Genomic DNA, 18,839 nt, shown 5'->3' on the forward strand with positions numbered 1-18,839 from the left:
AATTCAGAAATTTAAAATTCCGTCATTTGAAAAACTCCAACGGCTAACTCACTTTACTTTTCGTTTTTTTTTGCCCTTGAAACGCTATCGTTTTTCCCTTAAAAAGCAGAACAACGAAAAACGAACAACGAGCAACGAAATTATCTTCCGAAGAAGAGGTCTACTTTATCTTCCCGGGTGCCGTCTTCCAGCGGGTAATGCTTCAGCATCGGGTGATAATCCATGTCTTCCACGTTCAGGATGCGAATTAAATTCGGGTGACCTTCGAACTTGATGCCGTAAAAGTCAAAAGCTTCACGTTCCATCCAGTTAGCGGTGGCGTAAAGCTTCGTGGCGGTTGGTACCACCGGATCGGCGATAGGGAAGAAGATCTTGATGCGCAGGCGAACGTTATGAACCAGGCTGTGAACATGGTAGATCATGCCCAGTTCCTGGTCTTTGCTGCTTGGATAATGAATGCCGCACATGGTGGTGAGGAAATTCATTTGTAAAAACTCATCCGCGTGCAGAAACTCCAGAATTGGAATGATCTGCTCGCGGGTGGTAGTAACAGTCAGCAGGCCGTATGGTTCGCCTATATCGGTAAATGTTTGTTCACCGAATTTCTGCGTTAAGCGCTCTAAAACTGCCTGATTGGTAAGTTCGGCCATGCTTATTTGATGTTGTAAGAAGCTAAAAGTTCCTGGTACTCCGGAGAGTTACGACGACGCAATGATTCGTTGGCGGCAAGATCCTGCACACGCAGCAACCCATCTAAAACGGCTTCCGGACGCGGCGGGCAACCCGGCACGTACACGTCAACCGGAATAATGCGGTCGATGCCCTGTAAAACGGAATAGGTATCGAAAATACCACCCGAGGAAGCACACGCACCCATGGCTAAAACCCAGCGCGGCTCGGCCATCTGCTCATAAACCTGCTTTACAATGGGCGCCATTTTCTTGGCAATTGTTCCCATAACCATCAGCAAATCGGCCTGGCGCGGGGAAAAACTTGGGCGCTCAGAACCGAAACGGGAAATATCGTAGTTGGCACCCATAGTAGCCATAAACTCAATGCCGCAGCAGGAAGTAGCAAAAGGCAGCGGCCACAGCGAGTTTTTACGCGCCATGCCAACCACTTTTTCTAATGAGGTTGCGAAGAAACCGGCGCCTTCGTGGCCATCCGGAGCTTCAATCATTCTGATATTGCTATTTAAATTGCTCATAAATCTCTAAACTTTAATCGAAAATCGGGCTAAAAGCACTTTCTTCTCAACACGCAGGAATTTTTAAAAGTTTATTCCGTTTCGGTTTCCGTTAATTTATTCCCACTTCAGAATGCCTTTTTTGATAACGTACACGAAACCAGCCATTAACAGGCCCATGAACGTGATCATCTGCAGGAAACCTTCGGTGCCCAGTACTTTGAAATTCACGGCCCAGGGATACATGAAAATGATCTCGATATCGAAGATCACGAACAGGATCGCCGTCATGAAGTACTTATAGGAAATAGGCGTACGGGCGTTTCCAACGGTTGGAATACCGCATTCCCAGGCTTCGTCTTTTACTTTGGAATGGCGTTTCGGGCCGATCAGGTGGGTTACACCCATGGCAAAAGCCACAAAACCAGCCGCTGCCAGAAATTGTACAATAATCGGGAGGTAATCGTATGGGGTATATATTGCTTGTTCCATTTTAAATGCGTTCTGAGGCGAAATTTGGGAGCAAAATTAGAGATTAATCAGAAACATTACAAGCTAATAATCGGATTAGACTGTTTCTAAATAAGGCTTACGGTGGCAGGTTTTGTTCTCATAAAAAAGCTATGGTTTTGCTCCTGAAAAGTATAACGTTAAAATGTAGTTTTATTGAGCGTAACGTGCTGATAATAAAAAAGCTACCGCCTTTCCTTGGTTTCGGAAAACGGTAGCTTTTTGAGCTCATAAAGTATAAGTAAGCCTTACTGCTTCACAATGCGTTTTGTAATGGTTCCGCTTTCGGTTTGCAGTTGCAGCAGGTAAATGCCTTTGGGTAAAGCTTCTATGTATACCGAATTTTCCTCACCGGCCTGGAAAGTTTTGGTCAGCCAGGTTTTGCCGGTTACGTCAGCCACTATAGCAGTAAAAGCCGCTTTGTTTGCGGGGATAGAAACCGTTACCATTTTGCTGGCCGGGTTCGGATAAACGTTTACCGCAGCTTCGGCCAACTGATCTTGTACCCCGGAAACATTGAAAGTCTGGAAATTGCTGTAAACTTCTTTCACGCGGTCTTCCAGCGTAGTTGTGCCTGAACTCCACGAGTCCTGGTAAATGCGCTGCGTTACATCAATGCCCGAATAGGTGAGCACCTGCCGGTCTTCGCCTTCATAGTCCCAGGCATTATTCATCTGGTTCCAGTCTTCATCCAGCCAGCCGGTATAGTTTTTATTATTATCGTAAGTCTCGGTTTCGCGCATAAAGTTCTCCCAGGCGGTGCCGTTCCAGTTTTCATAGGTACCTACGTGGCCGCCGTTGGCATCGTAAACTGCGGTATATTTTTCGTCTTGCACCCAAACGTTATTATCGAAAGTTTCCAGCACATATGCCGAAGGAATTTCGTAAAGTACATGCCAGGTCAGGTTTAAGGCCCGGTAAGCATCCGTCCAAACGCCGCTGTTGTATTCCTGTATAACCGCGCTCGTAGCAACCCCGCCCACATTATTCAACACTATCCGTTCTTCCGGTTGCCAGGTAGTGCCATCCCAGCTGGAATTAGTAAACGACGTTGCCAGGTTGTTGGCATCGTAAACGGTTTGTTCGCGGGCTTCCCGTACCCAGGTGTTCTGAACGTTATCCCAATACTCGGAAATGAGCTCGGTTTTGTTGCCTTTCTGATCATAGCTGATCAGGGTCATATAACCATCTATCAGTTCCCAGGCGCTGCCATTCCAGCCTTCTACCCGGTATTCAATTTCGTTGCCCCGGGCATCGTACGTTGTTTTTTCGCGGCCCAGGTTCTGGTTGGTAGCCGGGTCGGTGTAGAGACGTTGCGTTAAGCGTCCCTGGGTATCGTAAGTATAGGTGCTGTGGCTTTGGATCTGCCAGTTGCCGCCACCCGACGCCACATAATCCTGGCTGTTGCCCGGCCGCGATACCAGCGCATTTATTCTGGCGTGGCTGCCGGTTGGTGCATCGGCTGGTTTAACGGTTAATTTTCCCGGCCGGAATTTCGTGGAGTTTCCCTGGGCCAATACGTTGATGCCAACGCCGGCCAGCAACCATACGGCTAAGGCCGCAGTTAAAAATCTGGATGTAAATAATGCAGTCATAATCAAAAATGAAATGAATTTACAATAACTAAAAGTTACGGTATGTTTCCGGGAAGGTGCTGAAAATGTGGTGAATAGCTTTTTTTATGAGTGACAGGTTCAGGCCAGGCTTTCCCGACGATAAAACGGTAGGCTTTTAAGCTGAAAAACTGCTGTTTGGCTTATTGTTTTATGAATTTTTGCGAAACAACACCTTTTTCAGTCTGCAATTGCAGCACGTAAATACCGGCCGGCAGCGCAGCAACCGAGAACCGGTTTTTCTGACTGGTTTCGGTTTTTTCTGTAAGGCAGGTCTTTCCGGTCAGGTCTTTTATGGTAGCTACCGCAGCTGAGCCGGTAATTCCAGTTGCTTCAAAGCTTATAAAATCCTGCGCCGGGTTCGGGTAAAGCTTTATCTTCATCGCTTTCTTATCGGTTTTCGGCAAGCCGGAAACACCCGAGCAAATGGAGATCCGGGAGTTAATGGTTTGGTGTACCTGCCCGTTATAAATGCCCTGCGCCACAATTTTATAGGGTCCGAAAGTCCAGGGAGCCGGCACGTTTATTTTGCGGTAAAGCGGGTAGGGCATGGCCGGGCCGGGGCCGGCTACAAAATAGAACTGCACCAAAATGGTATCGTTTCGCACCGAAAAACTCTGGGTCCCATACTGGATGCTGCCATCGGCCACGGTTCCGAAAACTTCCACATCGAAATGGCTGGCCTGGCAGATATACGGCGGTGCCCAAATGCTGTCGAAAGCGAAGACTACGCTCTGCGCAGCACTGATCCGTGAAAAGCCGGCAACAAAAAGCAAAAGCAATAAAATTTTTTTCATAGTTCAGGTAGCATCATGTTTAAGAATGACGCCGGTTTCAGTAATTCCGTTGCAGGCATTTGCTGGTTTCTGAAGCAAAGACAAAAGAAATATTTGCTACCCTTAGCCGCGCAAATAATATTTTGCCAACGACAATATTCAGATACAGGAATTTTAGCAACCGTTGCCATCGGTAACAAAAAAAGCTACCGCTCTCCTTTTCAGAAAACGGTAGCTTTTTGGCACTAAAAAGTCTGCGTTTAGTTTTTTATGATCTTCCGAACCGCCTGTCCTTTTTCAGTTTGCAGCGTGAGCAGGTAAATGCCGGGTTTCAAGTTTTGTATGTTCAGTTGTTTTGCTTCCGTAGCTTTGAAATTACGGCTCAATATTACTTTACCGGTGATATCAGAAAGCAGGGCAGTTACATTTTGCGTTTTTTCAGCGATCTCGATGTTCAGGAGGTTTTCAGTTGGGTTGGGATAAACCTTGGCGGTTATTTCCTGAGGGATTTCGTTTTTCAGGCCGGTTACCCATTGCGTTGTGTAAACTTCCCTTAACTGGTTATTCCAACCAGGTTGAGAAAAAGACCAGCTGCGATAGATCCGTTCTGTAATTTCATCTGCCTGGTTATAAGTTAGCACTTGCGCTGATTCAAATCTGGACCACCAAGCACCATTTAACCATTCTTCGTTTTTAGAACCAATGTAATTTTTTTTTGTGTCTAAAATTGTGGAAATGCGGTAAACATTTTCCCAGGCACCATTATACCATTGCTGTTCTGTATAAATTGACCCTCCAAGAGAATCGTAAGAGATGTTAATTTGGGCGTAATCTTCCCATGTATTATTAATCCACTGTTGCACTTTCAGGGCGGTTGGCTGCATTTTTGAAAAATTATGCCAGGTAATATTTACATGTCTTTCGTGATTTGTAAGCGTGCCATTTAAATAGCGCTCAATCGTAATTTCAGTTGCAGGCCCAGTAGGAACACTGTAGGTAAATGTTGTGTTTTTATTCTGAATCGGATTGTGAAGATAAGTTTCAGAAATCTGGACAACATTCATTGCCGTATCATAACCGTAAAGATCCCATCTATAGGACTGCCAGCTACCATTTATGAGTCGTTCATGATCAGCTAAAATTTCATTACCATTTCTATCATAATTTCGCTGAATTCTATACCCGGCAATAGGTGTCCATTGGTTGCCATTCCATTGGAAGTTTGCCTTTATCAATTCTTTGCCATTTCTGTCATATCGGACTGAATCTTTTTCCAGCGGCCATCCTTTAAGATCAAAAACTGTACGGGATGTATACCAGCCTAAGGAATCATAGGTGTAAAATCCCCGATTAGTCAGATTCCAGCCAGAATTACTTGAATCAGGAAGATAAATATCGCAAAACGGTAAATTAGTATTGGTGCGCAGATTTCCGTAACCCCTTTTTTGTTCCCGTTTTTTAAAAGTTTGTTGAAGATCTTTCCATGAACTCAGGACCGTATGGCTAATATTGGGTTGAGGAGTTATCTGCGCAAAACTCGAAAAGCATATGAAAAAATGAATAATTATTAAACTGAAAATGGGTCTCAACAGTAAAGTTGGAGTAAGTTGTATTCTCATAGATCGAAAGGCTTCATTAATAACAAGTCGTAGAAATTTCTGCAACCGTTGCCTTAGGTAACAAAAAAAAAGCTACCGCCTTCTTTTCCAGAAAACGGTAGCTTTTCAGCACTAAAAAGTCAGATTAACTTATTTCGCCAGGAACGGGTAACGGTAATCTACCGGCGGCACAAAGGTTTCTTTAATGGTGCGGGTAGATGTCCAGCGGATCAGGTTGAATACCGAACCGGCTTTATCGTTGGTACCCGAAGCTCTGGAACCACCAAACGGCTGCTGACCAACTACGGCGCCGGTCGGCTTATCGTTAATGTAAAAGTTACCGGCCGCGTGAACCAGTTTTTTAGTGGCCAGCTCAATAGCATAACGATCCTGCGCGAAAACGGCACCCGTCAACGCGTAAGGCGAAGTAGAATCTACCAGCGTCAGCGTATCTTCAAAGCTGCCTTTTTCATCATACACGTAAACCGTTAAAACCGGGCCGAACAATTCCTCGCACATGGTTACGTAAGCCGGGTCTTTGGAAAGAATAATGGTTGGCTCAATGAAATAACCTTTCGATTTGTCGCATTTGCCACCGGCAATAATTTCCACTTCCGGATCTTTCTTCGCCGCTTCAATAAATTTCTCCAGCTTATCAAACGATTTTTCGTCGATCACCGCGTTAATGTAATTGCTGAAATCTTCCGGGTCGCCCATTTTAAAGCTTTTCAGGTCTTCCAGCACGTAGCCTTTAATTTCTTCCCACAGGTTAGAAGGAATATACGCGCGGCTGGCTGCCGAACATTTCTGACCCTGGAATTCGAACGCGCCCCGCGAAATAGCCACCGCTACTTCTTTGGCATTAGCCGAATGATGCGCCAGGATAAAGTCTTTTCCGCCGGTTTCGCCCACAATTCTTGGGTAGGTGCGGTAACGCGAAACATTCTCGCCAATGTTTTTCCAGATGTTATTGAAAACGCCCGTAGAGCCCGTAAAGTGAATGCCGGCAAAATCGCGGTGCTTGAAAATTACGTCGCCCGCAGTCGGGCCTTCTACATAAACCAGGTTAATAACGCCGTCCGGCACGCCGGCTTCGCGGAACAATTCCATCAGCACATTAGCTGAATAGATCTGCGTGTTGGCTGGTTTCCAAACCACTACGTTACCCATTAAAGCAGGCGCAGCTGGTAAGTTACCGGCAATAGAAGTAAAGTTGAAAGGCGTAAGGGCAAATACAAAACCTTCCAGCGGACGGTGCTCCAAACGGTTCCACATGCCCGGCATGCTTTCTGGCTGAATGGCATAAATATCCATCATGAACTTCACGTTGAAACGGAAAAAGTCGATCAGTTCGCAAGCCGCATCAATTTCAGCCTGGTAGGCATTTTTGCTCTGGCCCAGCATGGTAGCCGCGTTCATTTTCGCCCGGAACGGACCCGCCAGTAATTCGGCCGCTTTTAAAAAGATCGCTGCGCGGCTCTGCCAGGGCATATTGGCCCATTCTTCGCGCGCCGCCAAAGCCGCATTAATGGCCTGCGTAACGTGCTCGGCCTCGCCCTGGTGGAAATGACCCAGCACGTGTTTATGATCGTGCGGAGGGGCAACAGCCACTTTGTTATCGGTACGAACTTCTTCGCCGCCAATGTACATGGGAATATCTAACTTCTGGCCTTTCAGCTCTTTATAAGCTTTCTGCAGTTCTTCTCTTTCTTTGGAACCCGGCGCGTAGCTTTTTACAGGCTCGTTTACCGGGGTAGGTACATTAAAAAATCCGTTCGACATATTTTTTCAGTTATCAGTTAAGGTTGAACAGTTATCAGTTCGTTTAAACTCTAAAGCAAAGGTATTTATAATTGTTGATTGTTGATTGCTAATTGTTGATTGAGCTGAAGGTTCGGAGCAGTTTTTACTTCGATGATCCTACCGTTTTTAACTCCAAATGCTAACAATTCAATTATTGAAATCAATCAGCAATCAGCAATTTAAAGAATCCGCTGCAGCTCGCTCAGGCAGGAAATTTCGTAAGTTGCTTTCAGCGGGTGCTTTTTCTTTTCAGGGTTGAAGAAAACCTGATCGATGCCGGCATTTTGCGCGCCCAGGATATCGGCTTCCAGGTTATCGCCTACCATCAGGCAGTTTTTAGCCGTGCAGTTGGCGCGTTCCAGGGCGTGCTGAAAAATGCGTTTATCGGGCTTGGCAAAACCCGTACATTCCGAAGTGATCACTTCGCCAAAATAAGGATGCAGGTTCGAGCTCGTAATTTTCTGCGCCTGCGAATCTTTAAACCCGTTGGTAATGATATGCAGTTCGTATTTGCTTTTCAGGTAAGTAAGCGTTTCGTAAGTGAACGGGAAAACTGCCGATTTGGTAGGGCAGATGCGCAGGTATTCTTCCTCCAGTTCAAACGGGATTTCGCTTTGCGGCACGCCCAGGTCGCGGAGGGTTTTGGTGAAACGCGTGCGCCGCAACTGTTCCTGGTTTACCTTACCGGCATTATAAAGCTGCCACAAACGTTTGTTTACGTAGCTGTATTTCTTAAAAAAATCGGAACAGGTAAAATCGTAACGACTTAACTTGAATTCCTCGAAAAGGTGGTAAATGGTTTCTTCGGAGTTCTTTTCAAAATCCCAGAGCGTATGGTCCAGGTCGAAGAAAATATGGGTATACGTTTTCATGTTCAGGTAAGTAGGCGCAAAAGTTAAAACCGGTCCGCGCCCTGTTTGGTTCGGCAAAGGTAGGGTTAATTGGTGAATGGCTTAATTGTTAAATGGTTAAATTGTTGATTCCTGCCTGCAGCGGGATTTACGGAAAGATTCCCATTAAATAGCGAAGGTCAACCCCCGGCACCTCTCCTTAAAGCCACGAAGTTATAACCCCACCCTGATTCAGAGGAGGGAGCTTTTTTCTCCTGTGTACCGTCAGCTAAAGCAGATGGCAATGAATGTCTGAATTTGGATTTATAGGATTCAGGGATTTAAGGATTTCTTGTCTGAACACGATTTCCAGGATTATCAATTTCACGCCAATCGCCAGCGCAGCGTACCTTGAAAATCACGTTCTGAAGAAAGCTAAACTAAAAAGAAGTTAGCTACAAAGGGAAACAGATACCAGTTTCTGTGAGAGCGGCCTCCAAGACTTCCGGTGCCACAGGCAGCCCGCAAGGGCAGGAAGGGTTGCAGCCGCGAACGCAGAAACGAAGCCACCCGGCTGGAGTGAGAAAGCTACCTATGAAAGTAAAAAGTTATTAGTTAAGATCGAAAGCAAGCTATAAAAACGGTATCGTTTCAGGCTCAAAAACTCATTAACAAACTTTCTTATTAACTTAAATAGATCCCTTCCATCGTCGAGATGACGGAAAAAAAACGCTATGCTTTTAAGCTTAAAAACTCAGAGCAAACCAAAAATCACCCCTGCCACCTTCTACTATGCAATTTGCAAACCGCCAGTTCCCGGTTCGAATAAAGTACATTGTAAACTTCCTGGTCTTTCAGCAAAAGCGCATCTTTTTCCAGGTACCCGAAGATCTGGCTCAGCAGGTCTTCCGTTTCTTCCTTTAAATAATAATACGCCCAGTTATCTACCCTTCTAAAACTTACCAGACCGGCATTTTTCAGGTAGATCAGGTGCCGCGAAACTTTGGTCTGGGTAAAATCGAGGATCTGTTCCAGGTCAGAAATACACATCTCTTTGTTGCGGTAGATCAGGTTCAGCAGGCGGATCCTGGACTCATCGCCGAGCGCTTTGAATACTTGTTCGCCGAAAGCTACGTTAAAGTGTTTGAGCCGCATGTTGTGGAATTAAGGTGAAACAAATTTAGCCGGCTTGCATCAATAATACCAGAAATGCGGTATTATTGTATAGCGGCGAAGCAAACGCTGTATTTCCGGCAAAACTGCCTTTACAACATTAACGTACCTGCCAGTATGCATTTTTTTACAGGTTTCAGAAATATTTTTACCGCTTTGGTTTTTACCGTGGCAGCTTTTTTACTGGTACTTTCTCCTCAAAAAGCGGCTGCCCAGGGCAGAGCCAAAGTGGTGCAGCTAACCGGTATCGTTACCGCCGGCGACAGTTTATACGGCCTGGTAGGCGCTAGCGTATACGTGCCCAAAGCGGGCCGCGGAACCACCACCAACCAGTATGGTTATTTTTCCCTGGCCGTACTGGCCGGCGACAGCGTGGTTTTCAGTTCGGTAGGGTTCAAATCGCAGTTCATTAAAATACCCAGAACGTTCCGCGGCGATAGTTATTCGGTGATCATTGAAATGAAAGAAGACCAGACGGCGCTGCCCGAAGTCCGGATTTTCCCTTATTCTACCGAAGAACTTTTCAAACGCGCATTCCTTTCGCTTAAACTGCCGGACGAAGACCAGAAAGCCGTAGCCAAAAACCTGAACGAAGCCATTATAGAACGCATGATGCTCGATGCACCGGCTTCTCCGGGCGTTAACTTCCGGGAGCGGATGCGCCTGCAGGATGCGAATATCGAACGCCGCTACATGGCCCCAACCATACCGCTTACCGCCTGGTACGACCTGATCCAGGCCATAAAACGCGGCGATCTGAAAAATCAGAAAACCGACAAGTAACCCTGCTGAATAAAGACTTTTAACGCCTGAAAACCTACCGTTTTCAGGCGTTATTTTTTGTGCCCTGCAGGCTGCTTCGTACTTTTTAAGGACAAAACCATAGCGTTTTTCAGCAACCTCTTTCCTTATTTTGAGTAAGCCTAGTAAGAAAATCCGATATTCGAATTTTTGAATATTCGATGATCTGATGATTTAATAATCAGCTTGTATTTGATAATCGGACAACCGAATATCGAATAATCTAAAAATCTTAAAAACGAACGTATGAACGTAAATATTCCGGCTACCAATTTGCCCCGCGTGGTAGTTATCGGTTGCGGTTTTGGCGGGTTGGAGCTTGTGAAAAAACTGCGGCACGCTCCGGTGCAGGTAGTGCTTTTAGATCGCAACAATTACCACAACTTTCAGCCTTTACTCTACCAGGTAGCCACCGGCAGCCTGGAGCCCGATACCATTGTGGCCCCGATCCGCAAAATGTTCAAGGGCCAGAAAAATTTCATTTACCGCTACTGCGAAGTTACCCGAATCAATGCCGGCAGTAACCAGTTAGAAACCAACATCGGCCCGATCAGTTACGATTATTTAGTGATTGCCACCGGCAGCCAGACCAACTTTTTCGGCAATAAAACCATCGAAAAAGCGGCTATGCAGATCAAAACCATTCCGAGCGCGTTGAATTTGCGGAGCTATATTTTCCAGAATTTCGAGAAGGCGCTTTTAATGAACACCACTTACGAGAAAGAAGAACTCATGAACGTGGTGGTGGTAGGAGGTGGCCCCACGGGCGTGGAAGTAAGCGGCGCGATTGCGGAATTAAAAGCCAACGTGTTGCCCAAAGATTACCCCGAGCTCGATTTTCGCAGCATGCAGGTTTACCTGATCGAAGCCGGCCCGGTTTTACTCAACGGCATGAGCGCCGAAGCTTCGGCCAAAGCCAAGGAATACCTAGAAGAAATGGACGTGCACGTCTGGATAAATGCGCCGGTAGAAAAATACGAAGACGGCAAAGTTTATTTCGGGCAGGGGCAGAGCATTCACGCCGAAACCCTGATCTGGGCGGCCGGCGTGAGTGGTACCGCTTTGCCGGGCTTGCAGGAAACTGCCGTAGCCAAAAACCAGCGCATAAACGTAAACCAATTCAATAAAGTAGAAGGCTACGAAAACATTTTTGCCATCGGCGATTGTGCCCAGATAGTTACCGAAGATACGCCGCGCGGCCACCCCATGGTAGCACCGGTGGCCATGCAACAAGCCAAATTGCTGGCCAAAAACCTGGTACGCATCCTCAACCAAGAAACGCCCGAAAACTTCGTTTATCACAACCAGGGTGCCATGGCAACCGTGGGCCGCAACAAAGCGGTGGTAGATCTGCCGAAGTTCAAGTTTCAGGGCTTTTTTGCCTGGCTGGTCTGGCTTTTTGTGCACTTAATGAGTCTGGCCGGCCACCGCAACCGGGTAATAACTTTCTTTACCTGGGTATGGAATTATTTTACCTACGACCAATCGTTGCGCCTCATTATCCGGCCGTACTGGAAAGAACCGCGCAAGAAAAAAGGCGACGCCAGCCCGGAGGCCCAAGGCAACGAAACCCCGCAGGAAAAACCGCAACCGCTAGCTTCGCCTGATCTGCAATCTGCGAAACCAGCCGAGCCGCTTCCGCCGGCTACAGATACCAGTCCGCCGGAAGCCCCGAAAGAACAGCAGAACCAACCGCCGCAAAATCTGCCGCCAGTGGCTTAAAAACGGTAGGCTTTTAAAGCAAAAAACTCCGCAACCAGTACAGGCAGCAGAGTTTTTTTTTATTCCGGTTTTCAGAAATTACTTTTTCGGTTCCATCAATTTAAAGAACTGATCCAGTTGCGGCAGAATTACAATGCGGGTCCGGCGGTTGCGCGAACGGTTTTCATCCGTGTTATTCGTTACCAGCGGCTGGTATTCAGAACGGCCTGCGGCAATCATGCGTTTGGCATCTACGCCGTAGTTCTGTTGTAGAACCCGCACTACAGCTGTAGAACGAAGCACGCTCAGATCCCAGTTGTCTTTAATGAAAGTGGTTTTAATCGGTTTGTTATCGGTATGGCCTTCCACCATGAACTGCACATCGGGCTGGGCTTTCACCACGGCGGCTACTTTGCCTAAAACATCCTTAGCGCGCGGGGTAATTTCGTAGCTGCCACTTTTAAACAACATTTTGTCTGAAATAGAAATGAAAACGGCGCTGCCATCTACTTTCACTTCCACGTCCTGGTCGTTTACGTCTTTCAGGGCGCCTTTCAGGTTCATGACCAAAGCCAGGTTCAGCGAATCTTTTTTCTGCAGCGAGATCTGCATATTCTTGATATAGGCGTCTTTCTGGTTGATGTTCTCGATCGACTGGCGGATATTATCGGCTTGTTGCTGGCTGATCACCGAGAAATTGCTCAGCTGGTTGAGCAACGCTGTGCTGTTAGCTTTCAGGTTATCGATCTCCGATTGCATGGCGCTGATCTTAGCCGTTTGTCTTTCCTTTTCGGTATTACAATCGTTGAACTGTTTTTGCAGGGCTTCATATTTGGCCGTCTGGCCTTTGTATTTTTTGGAGCTTACGCACCCGGTGAAGGCCATTGAGATTGCCAGTGCCGGCAATACTAATTTTTTCATGTTGATTTAGGATGGTTTGATTACTTGTACGACAAAGTTAGCATTCTATTGCCTTTCAAACATTATTTCCCGGCAAAATGTACTCTTTCAATGCAAAACGCTATGGTTTTCGCCCTGAAAAGTGTAGCGTTCTGCCTTTTTAAGTTCCGTACTGAAATTGTTAAAACGGTAAGCTCAGGCTTTCTTCGATCGCATGCCGGGCAGTACTTTTACGTTTTCCTGCGCCAGCAATTGCTGGTATTCCGATGAACCCAGCGGATAAACGGCAATTTTTCCGGCCTCGTCGTAATGCGCGCCAAAGCCGTAACGTTTCACCAAAGCCGACGCCCGCATGCACGGGTGCCCTTTCGAAAACAGTTGTGCTTTTATTTCTTCGCCTTCCGTTTCCAGCACTTCCTTCGGAATCTCTTTTTGCTGCACATATACTTCCCAGATCAGTTCCTCATGCCCGAAACGGTAGGGATTCCGGGTTAAAATCTCGTACTGAATGAAATGCGCCGGTCTTTTGCCGTTTTTAGCCACCGGAATTTCAGCAACGGTAACCGGGCAATCTTCCGAAACTTTAACGAACGCGTTCTTATAGCTCATAGAATTTCTTAGTTGGTATCCATAAGTTCTCAGCCGGGTTTTGCTTTCCCGTTCAGTTTATTTTCCAGCCGTAAGCGCTACTATTTCCTGTATGATCAGTTCCCAATCCTGCTCGTGCAGTTCGTGCCCAACGCCTTCCAGCCTGAGCAGTTTGGCTCCCGGAAAAGCTTCCTGCAAAGCCAGCGCGTGGGGGTAGGGCAGGATCGGGTCTTCGGTGCCGTGAATAATCAATACCGGCGCTTTAATTTCGGAACTGCGATCATAATACGCTTCGCCGCCACCCAGCATAGCATGATTAAACATGCTGATAAGGCTATTCGCGCGGTCAATTTCCCGGAAAGCGAGCTGACTGGACCGCACTACGTCAAACTTCCTTGCCGAGCCATTTACCAGTTTCCAGCCGCCAACCAGGTAATCCTGTACTTCGGCTTTATCTTCCCAGTCTAAAGTTGCGGCCCGGCTATGGTATTGCAGAAATTTGGGATCTATCTGCGGCAGTTCCGGACGGTTGGCCCACACACTGGAAGCAATAAGCGTTAAACTCAAAACCCGTTCCGGTTGCTGCAAAGCCATGATCTGCGCCAGCATTCCACCCAGCGACATGCCCACCAGGTGCGCTTTTTCTATTGCGTAAAAGTCCAGTACCCCAAACGCATCGGCCGCCATATCGGTAACGTCGTAATTGAGTTCCTCAAATACCGAAGAACGCCCCACATCGCGATTGTCGTAGCGGATCACGAAACGGTTTTGCGCCCCCAGTTTCCGGCAAAATGCCTCATCCCACCAGATCATGGAAGCCGTGGCACCCATGATCAGCAAAATGCAGGGATCAGTAGCGTTGCCAAACGTTTCCGTACAAATTTCAACGCCGTTGGTTTCTATTATTTTTTCAGCCATGGTCGCAGCAGTTTTGAAAAAATGAAGTTACGAATTTCACGCTTTCAGCAAAAGCAGACGGCTGTGAATTTGTCTGAATTGGGATTTATAGGATTCATGGATTTTTGTCTGAACACGATTTTTAAGATTAAAGGATAGGCAGGATTTTCAAAAACAAGATTTCACGCTTATCGCCAGCGCAGCGTATCCTGAAGATCACGTTATCTGAGAAACTAAAATAAAGAAAGCTTACTACGGAGGAAACCGACACCAGTTTCTGCGTGCGCGGCCTCCTATTCGTACGGTGCCTTTAGGCAGGCCGCAAGGCCAGTTTGAATAGAAGACGCGAACGCAGAAACGAAGCCACCCGGCTCGAGGGAGAAAGCTCTTTTGAAAGTTAAAAGTTAGAGGTTGAAAGCGAAAAGCAAGCTATGAAAAAGAACTCCTTTCAGGCTGAAAAACTCAATATGCTGCAGTAATGCTCCACGGGTTAAAACCAGTGGCAATCAGCTTTGACATTCAGCGAAATCTTTAATCAGTTTAATCAGCGATCAAAAAACGGTATCCATTCAAAGTAAAAAACTCAATAGCAAACATAACTACCAACAGTATGAGGTTTCTCCTAATGTCGAGATAACGCAAAGAACGGTATGTTTTCACACTTAAAAAGTCAATAGGTTACTTTCTTAAAATAGATCTCTCCTATCGTCGAGATGACGTGGAATACGCTATCCTTCCAACCCCAAAAACCACTTTACAAAACCTGCTCCGCCAACAACCTCTCCAATTTTCCTGCCGGATCATTACACAAACCCGGATGCACTTTAGAAGTTTGTACCACGGTGCTGCGAGTAGCCGTAAGCCACCGGAAACGACTCGCCAAAGGCAATTCTCCAATGGTTCCGCCAGCTTTGCCGCCCTGGCAAATCCGTTCGAAAGCCTGCAAACGTTCCTTTATTTCTTCCAGGTCCAGTTCAGCAGAAAAAGCACGCAAGCGAGGCTCGTCTAAATGAAAAACCGTTTGTAGAAAACCCTGCGACGCGCAGTATAAAATCACCCCCACGTTCAGGAATTCTTCGCGTTCTACCCTGGGCATTACGCGGAGCACGGCGTACTCAAATAAGTGCTTCTCTTGCATTTTTCGCCTCCTGCACAAATATTTCCGAATGCGCGATCCGGGTGTTTAAAAAATTAGCGTACATCTGCCGGTTTTCCTCCGCATCTTCAAAAGCCGATGTAGCCAGCCAGTCTTCCGGCAGCAAATTAACGATGGCCTGAATGCGTTCCGGCGTCAGTATTTTCCGGAATTCCGCATCAACAGTTTCGAGTTCAGAAGCTTTTGGCAGCAGCACATGGTCTTTTATCTGCACGAAAGGCCGTTTGGCCTGCTCTTCCCAGTTCTGGCCCGAATGGTGAAAATAAAGCGCCGCACCGTGGTCTATGAGCCAGAGTTCTTTGTGCCAGATCAGCATGTTGGTGTTGCGCGCCGTGCGGTCTACGTTGGTTACCAGGCAATCGAGCCACACAATGCCAGAAGCTGTTTTGGCATCTACCTGGTTCACCAGCGCATCGAAAGTAATGGCGCCGCTCAGGTAATGCACCGCTAAATTAAGGCCTTCGGAAGCGCGCAAAAGATCCTGAATTTCTTCGTCAGGTTCGGTGCGGCCAAAAGCTTCGTCAACGTTTGCAAACACAATTTCGGGCACCCGGAAACCCAGCAAACGCGCAATTTCGCCGGCTACCAGTTCCGCGATCAGCGCTTTTACGCCCTGGCCCGCCCCGCGGAACTTCAGGGCGTATAAAAAAGCGTCGTCGGCTTCCACAATGGCCGGCAGCGAACCACCCTCGCGCAAGGGCGTTAAGTAACGGGTAACTTCCACAGACCTGATCTCAGGCGGATAATAATTCATATTTACTTTCTATCGTTACACCAAAAACAAAAATACGCACTTAAATAAAACGGAAGCATTACACGTACCAGACGTCTTCCGCCGCCACCGTAATGCAAACCTTTTCGCCTTTTTTGCCCTTAAATCCTACCGTTTTCACAATCACCGGAATGCCCGCAAGCTGCACTTCTACTTCCGAATAACTGCCAAAGAACTGCACCCTATTTATTGTGCCCGGAATACCGTTTTCAGCGGCGTCTTTAATTTTTATACACTCCGGCCTGATCAGCAAACTTTTTTCCGATAAGGCAATCCGGAGCATGGCTTCGAACCCGAACGCTAAGGGCGGGGGAATTAAATTGTAGCTTCCGAAAAGGCCGGCGGTATATTGGTTTACCGGCCGGCGGTAGATCTCCTGCGGCGTGCCGCGCTGCACGATCTGGCCATTTTCGAGCACCAGAATTTTATCGGCCCACGAAAGCGTATCCAACGGGTCGTGAGAAACCAGCAGGCTGGTAATTTTCAGCTCTTCACCAATGTCGTGTAATACGGTTTTCAGCAGTTTTTTATGGCCGTTGTCCAGGTTCGAAAAAGGTTCGTCGAGCAGCAGCAGTTTGGGCGCGCCCAGCAGCAGTTTGGCCAGCGCAATGCGTTGCCGTTCGCCCCCCGAAAGTTCGCTGGTTTTGCGTTTCAGCAAATGCCCGATCCGGCAGAGCTCATACAAGTTTTCGGCGTCATTTTCGGCAAAGGTGTTGGCGTATTTTAACACCTGTTCAACCCGTAAAAACTGCGGTAATTCAAAATGCTGGCTTAAATAAGCAATGCCTGCCTGCCCCGGCACCAAAACTTCCTGCGGACCGCGCACGCGCGTGCCATCAAAAAAGACTTCGCCCGCATTAGGTTGCACCAGCCCGGCAATGATCTGCAAAAGCGTACTTTTTCCCGAACCCGTTTCGCCGGCAATTACCAGTTTCTGAAATTCCTGCTGGGTAAAGCTGATGTCTTCCAGAACGGTATGGTTTCGCTCCTGAAAACTAATGTTCTGTACTTCTAATAAGGGCATTTTTTGGTATTTTATTTACGAAGCTTACGCAACAAAGAGAGAGATCTCCTTATGAGGCTAACGTAGCAGGGTTAAATTTAGATTGCCCGATTCCTCTCTTCGGAGGGAACTTTTGCTCCTGGAAAGCCTTTTCAGAAACCTGTTTTTCCGGCCAAGTTAGTTTTGCGGGGTAACGGCTTGCTGTTTACCGTGGTCTGTAGCGCACAGAACACCTTGCTGCCGGTTATTAAAGCACTCAACTTTTAACGGCTGCGCTTCCGGCAACTGCAATGCTAAAAGGGTAAACGTAAAAATTACGCCTGGTAAAGCTGAATTAAATTGCCGCAGCCATCTTCAAAAAGCGCCTGCGTGCCGGCTTCGGTTTTAATGGGTGCCTGCCGGAAAGTTACGCCTTTGGCAACCAGTTTTTCATATTCCGCTTTCATATTGGTTACGCCAAAAACAATGCACGGAATACCGGCGGCATATAAACCGGTTTGGTAAGCTTTCGCCAGCTTGCTTTCGTTGGGTTCCAGCAAAAGCCCGGTGCCATTGGGTTCTTCTGGCGAGGCTACAATGGCCAGGTTTTGTTCCGGCAGGTAGAGCTTTTCTATAAAACCCAGCACCTGGGTGTAGAACTTAAAAGCGGTAACCGGGTCGTTTACAAAGATGCTGGTTAAGGCAATTTTCATGGTTTTTTGAGCTAAATCCCTACCGTTTTGTTTCCGGAGCGCCTTCCAGAAATTGCTTTAACGATACGCCGATGATCTGCTGCCAGCCTTCCACGAAATTCGGTCTGGCTAGTGCCGGTTCGTTTGCCGGAAAGGTATCCAGGCCGGCGTGCGTCAGTTTTAAACGGGTTTTTTCGCCTTCCGGAAATAGTTCGAACGTTACCAGCGAATTGCCGGAAAATCCATCGTAGCGCCAGCTGTAAGCCAGTTTTCGCTCCGGAATTACTTCGGTTACTTCGCACAAATGCAGGAATTTCCGGTTTTCCGCACCGCCTTCAAATTTAAACACAAAACCCGGTTCCGGCTTAAATTCTGCCAGGTCGAAATACCATTTTTTCATCTGGTCTTTATCGGTAAGAGCCAGCCATACGGTTTGGGCAGGAGCGTTAAAAGTGCGTTCTATTTCAATGGATTGGTTTGCGTGCATAGGTTTTTCCGGAAAAGAATAAGAAGCATTACCGGCATTCTGCAAATGTAGCCCGGAAGCTTGGTTTACCCAATTTTAAGGCCATTATTTCCCCGGGCTTCATAGAAAACGCTATGGATTTGACCGCTAAAACTGCTGCAGTTAAAGCAGGCGCATAAAATATTTATCCAACGGAAGCAACCATTTGCGAATAGTTTGCGACCTGTTATTAGAAAGCCTTTCCACGCAGCAGCACAACCGAACAAGCAATGCATGGCTTCCCCATAGCTTGTGCGCTGTCTTACTGAACTCCGGCTCCGGCAATGAAAGGCCTGCATTGCCCGGATGCAAAAGAGTAGATCCATAGCGTTTATGGTAGCCAAATTTTGAAACAG

General features: G+C 47.1%; 19 protein-coding genes. 2 read left to right on the forward strand and 17 right to left on the reverse strand.

What is annotated here, in order from left to right:
* Nucleotides 1–140: 140 nt before the first annotated feature.
* From I5M27_RS01480 to I5M27_RS01520, 9 genes are all read right to left on the reverse strand, one after another.
* Nucleotides 141–650 carry an NADH-quinone oxidoreductase subunit C gene (locus I5M27_RS01480; RefSeq protein WP_200504259.1) on the reverse strand — a complete coding sequence of 170 codons (510 nt, stop codon included), beginning with the start codon at nucleotides 648–650 and terminating at the stop codon, nucleotides 141–143.
* A gap of 2 nt (nucleotides 651–652) precedes the next feature.
* Nucleotides 653–1,207, reverse strand: a complete 555-nt coding sequence (locus I5M27_RS01485; RefSeq protein WP_317193532.1) for an NADH-quinone oxidoreductase subunit B — start codon at nucleotides 1,205–1,207, stop codon at nucleotides 653–655.
* A gap of 96 nt (nucleotides 1,208–1,303) precedes the next feature.
* Entirely contained in the window at nucleotides 1,304–1,678 is a 375-nt protein-coding gene (locus tag I5M27_RS01490) for an NADH-quinone oxidoreductase subunit A (RefSeq protein ID WP_200504260.1), read from the reverse strand.
* Nucleotides 1,679–1,944: 266 nt separating this feature from the next.
* Complete coding sequence (locus I5M27_RS01495) at nucleotides 1,945–3,291, reverse strand: T9SS type A sorting domain-containing protein (protein ID WP_200504261.1); 1,347 nt, start codon at nucleotides 3,289–3,291, stop codon at nucleotides 1,945–1,947.
* Between the two features lie 161 nt (nucleotides 3,292–3,452).
* Nucleotides 3,453–4,106, reverse strand: a complete 654-nt coding sequence (locus tag I5M27_RS01500; RefSeq protein WP_200504262.1) for a T9SS type A sorting domain-containing protein — start codon at nucleotides 4,104–4,106, stop codon at nucleotides 3,453–3,455.
* Between the two features lie 239 nt (nucleotides 4,107–4,345).
* A complete protein-coding gene (locus I5M27_RS01505; RefSeq protein ID WP_200504263.1) occupies nucleotides 4,346–5,704 on the reverse strand; it encodes a T9SS type A sorting domain-containing protein in 1,359 nt (452 codons plus the stop codon).
* Between the two features lie 129 nt (nucleotides 5,705–5,833).
* Nucleotides 5,834–7,465, reverse strand: a complete 1,632-nt coding sequence (gene pruA / locus I5M27_RS01510; protein ID WP_200504264.1) for an L-glutamate gamma-semialdehyde dehydrogenase — start codon at nucleotides 7,463–7,465, stop codon at nucleotides 5,834–5,836.
* 200 nt (nucleotides 7,466–7,665) lie between these two features.
* Nucleotides 7,666–8,415: a YjjG family noncanonical pyrimidine nucleotidase gene (locus I5M27_RS01515; protein WP_234462339.1), complete on the reverse strand. Its 750-nt coding sequence runs from the start codon at nucleotides 8,413–8,415 to the stop codon at nucleotides 7,666–7,668.
* 672 nt (nucleotides 8,416–9,087) lie between these two features.
* Nucleotides 9,088–9,471, reverse strand: coding sequence for an ArsR/SmtB family transcription factor (locus I5M27_RS01520; RefSeq protein ID WP_200504265.1), 384 nt, complete (start codon nucleotides 9,469–9,471; stop codon nucleotides 9,088–9,090).
* 135 nt (nucleotides 9,472–9,606) lie between these two features.
* On the opposite strand from I5M27_RS01520, the gene I5M27_RS01525 reads away from it, so the two are divergent.
* Together I5M27_RS01525 and I5M27_RS01530 are read left to right on the forward strand one after the other, a co-directional pair.
* A complete protein-coding gene (locus I5M27_RS01525) occupies nucleotides 9,607–10,272 on the forward strand; it encodes a carboxypeptidase-like regulatory domain-containing protein (protein ID WP_200504266.1) in 666 nt (221 codons plus the stop codon).
* 264 nt (nucleotides 10,273–10,536) lie between these two features.
* Entirely contained in the window at nucleotides 10,537–12,012 is a 1,476-nt protein-coding gene (locus tag I5M27_RS01530) for an NAD(P)/FAD-dependent oxidoreductase (protein WP_200504267.1), read from the forward strand.
* A gap of 78 nt (nucleotides 12,013–12,090) precedes the next feature.
* Here the strand turns inward: I5M27_RS01530 and I5M27_RS01535 are convergent, their stop codons facing one another.
* From I5M27_RS01535 to I5M27_RS01570, 8 genes are all read right to left on the reverse strand, one after another.
* Complete coding sequence (locus I5M27_RS01535; protein ID WP_200504268.1) at nucleotides 12,091–12,912, reverse strand: OmpA/MotB family protein; 822 nt, start codon at nucleotides 12,910–12,912, stop codon at nucleotides 12,091–12,093.
* Nucleotides 12,913–13,086: 174 nt separating this feature from the next.
* Nucleotides 13,087–13,500 (reverse strand): DUF6157 family protein, encoded by a 414-nt coding sequence (locus I5M27_RS01540; protein WP_200504269.1) that lies wholly within the window; start codon nucleotides 13,498–13,500, stop codon nucleotides 13,087–13,089.
* Nucleotides 13,501–13,557: 57 nt separating this feature from the next.
* Nucleotides 13,558–14,397, reverse strand: a complete 840-nt coding sequence (locus I5M27_RS01545; protein WP_200504270.1) for an alpha/beta fold hydrolase — start codon at nucleotides 14,395–14,397, stop codon at nucleotides 13,558–13,560.
* Between the two features lie 733 nt (nucleotides 14,398–15,130).
* A complete protein-coding gene (locus tag I5M27_RS01550; protein WP_200504271.1) occupies nucleotides 15,131–15,514 on the reverse strand; it encodes a DUF3037 domain-containing protein in 384 nt (127 codons plus the stop codon).
* Nucleotides 15,492–16,286, reverse strand: coding sequence for a HipA family kinase (locus I5M27_RS01555; RefSeq protein WP_200504272.1), 795 nt, complete (start codon nucleotides 16,284–16,286; stop codon nucleotides 15,492–15,494). Before I5M27_RS01555 ends, I5M27_RS01550 begins: the two co-directional genes overlap by 23 nt.
* A gap of 58 nt (nucleotides 16,287–16,344) precedes the next feature.
* Entirely contained in the window at nucleotides 16,345–17,328 is a 984-nt protein-coding gene (locus I5M27_RS01560; RefSeq protein ID WP_200504273.1) for an ABC transporter ATP-binding protein, read from the reverse strand.
* Between the two features lie 293 nt (nucleotides 17,329–17,621).
* Complete coding sequence (locus I5M27_RS01565; RefSeq protein WP_200504274.1) at nucleotides 17,622–17,999, reverse strand: VOC family protein; 378 nt, start codon at nucleotides 17,997–17,999, stop codon at nucleotides 17,622–17,624.
* A gap of 19 nt (nucleotides 18,000–18,018) precedes the next feature.
* A complete protein-coding gene (locus I5M27_RS01570) occupies nucleotides 18,019–18,465 on the reverse strand; it encodes an SRPBCC family protein (RefSeq protein ID WP_200504275.1) in 447 nt (148 codons plus the stop codon).
* Nucleotides 18,466–18,839 lie beyond the last annotated feature (374 nt).

This window comes from Adhaeribacter terrigena (assembly GCF_016623615.1).
GTDB classification, from domain to species: Bacteria; Bacteroidota; Bacteroidia; order Cytophagales; family Hymenobacteraceae; genus Adhaeribacter_A; species Adhaeribacter_A terrigena.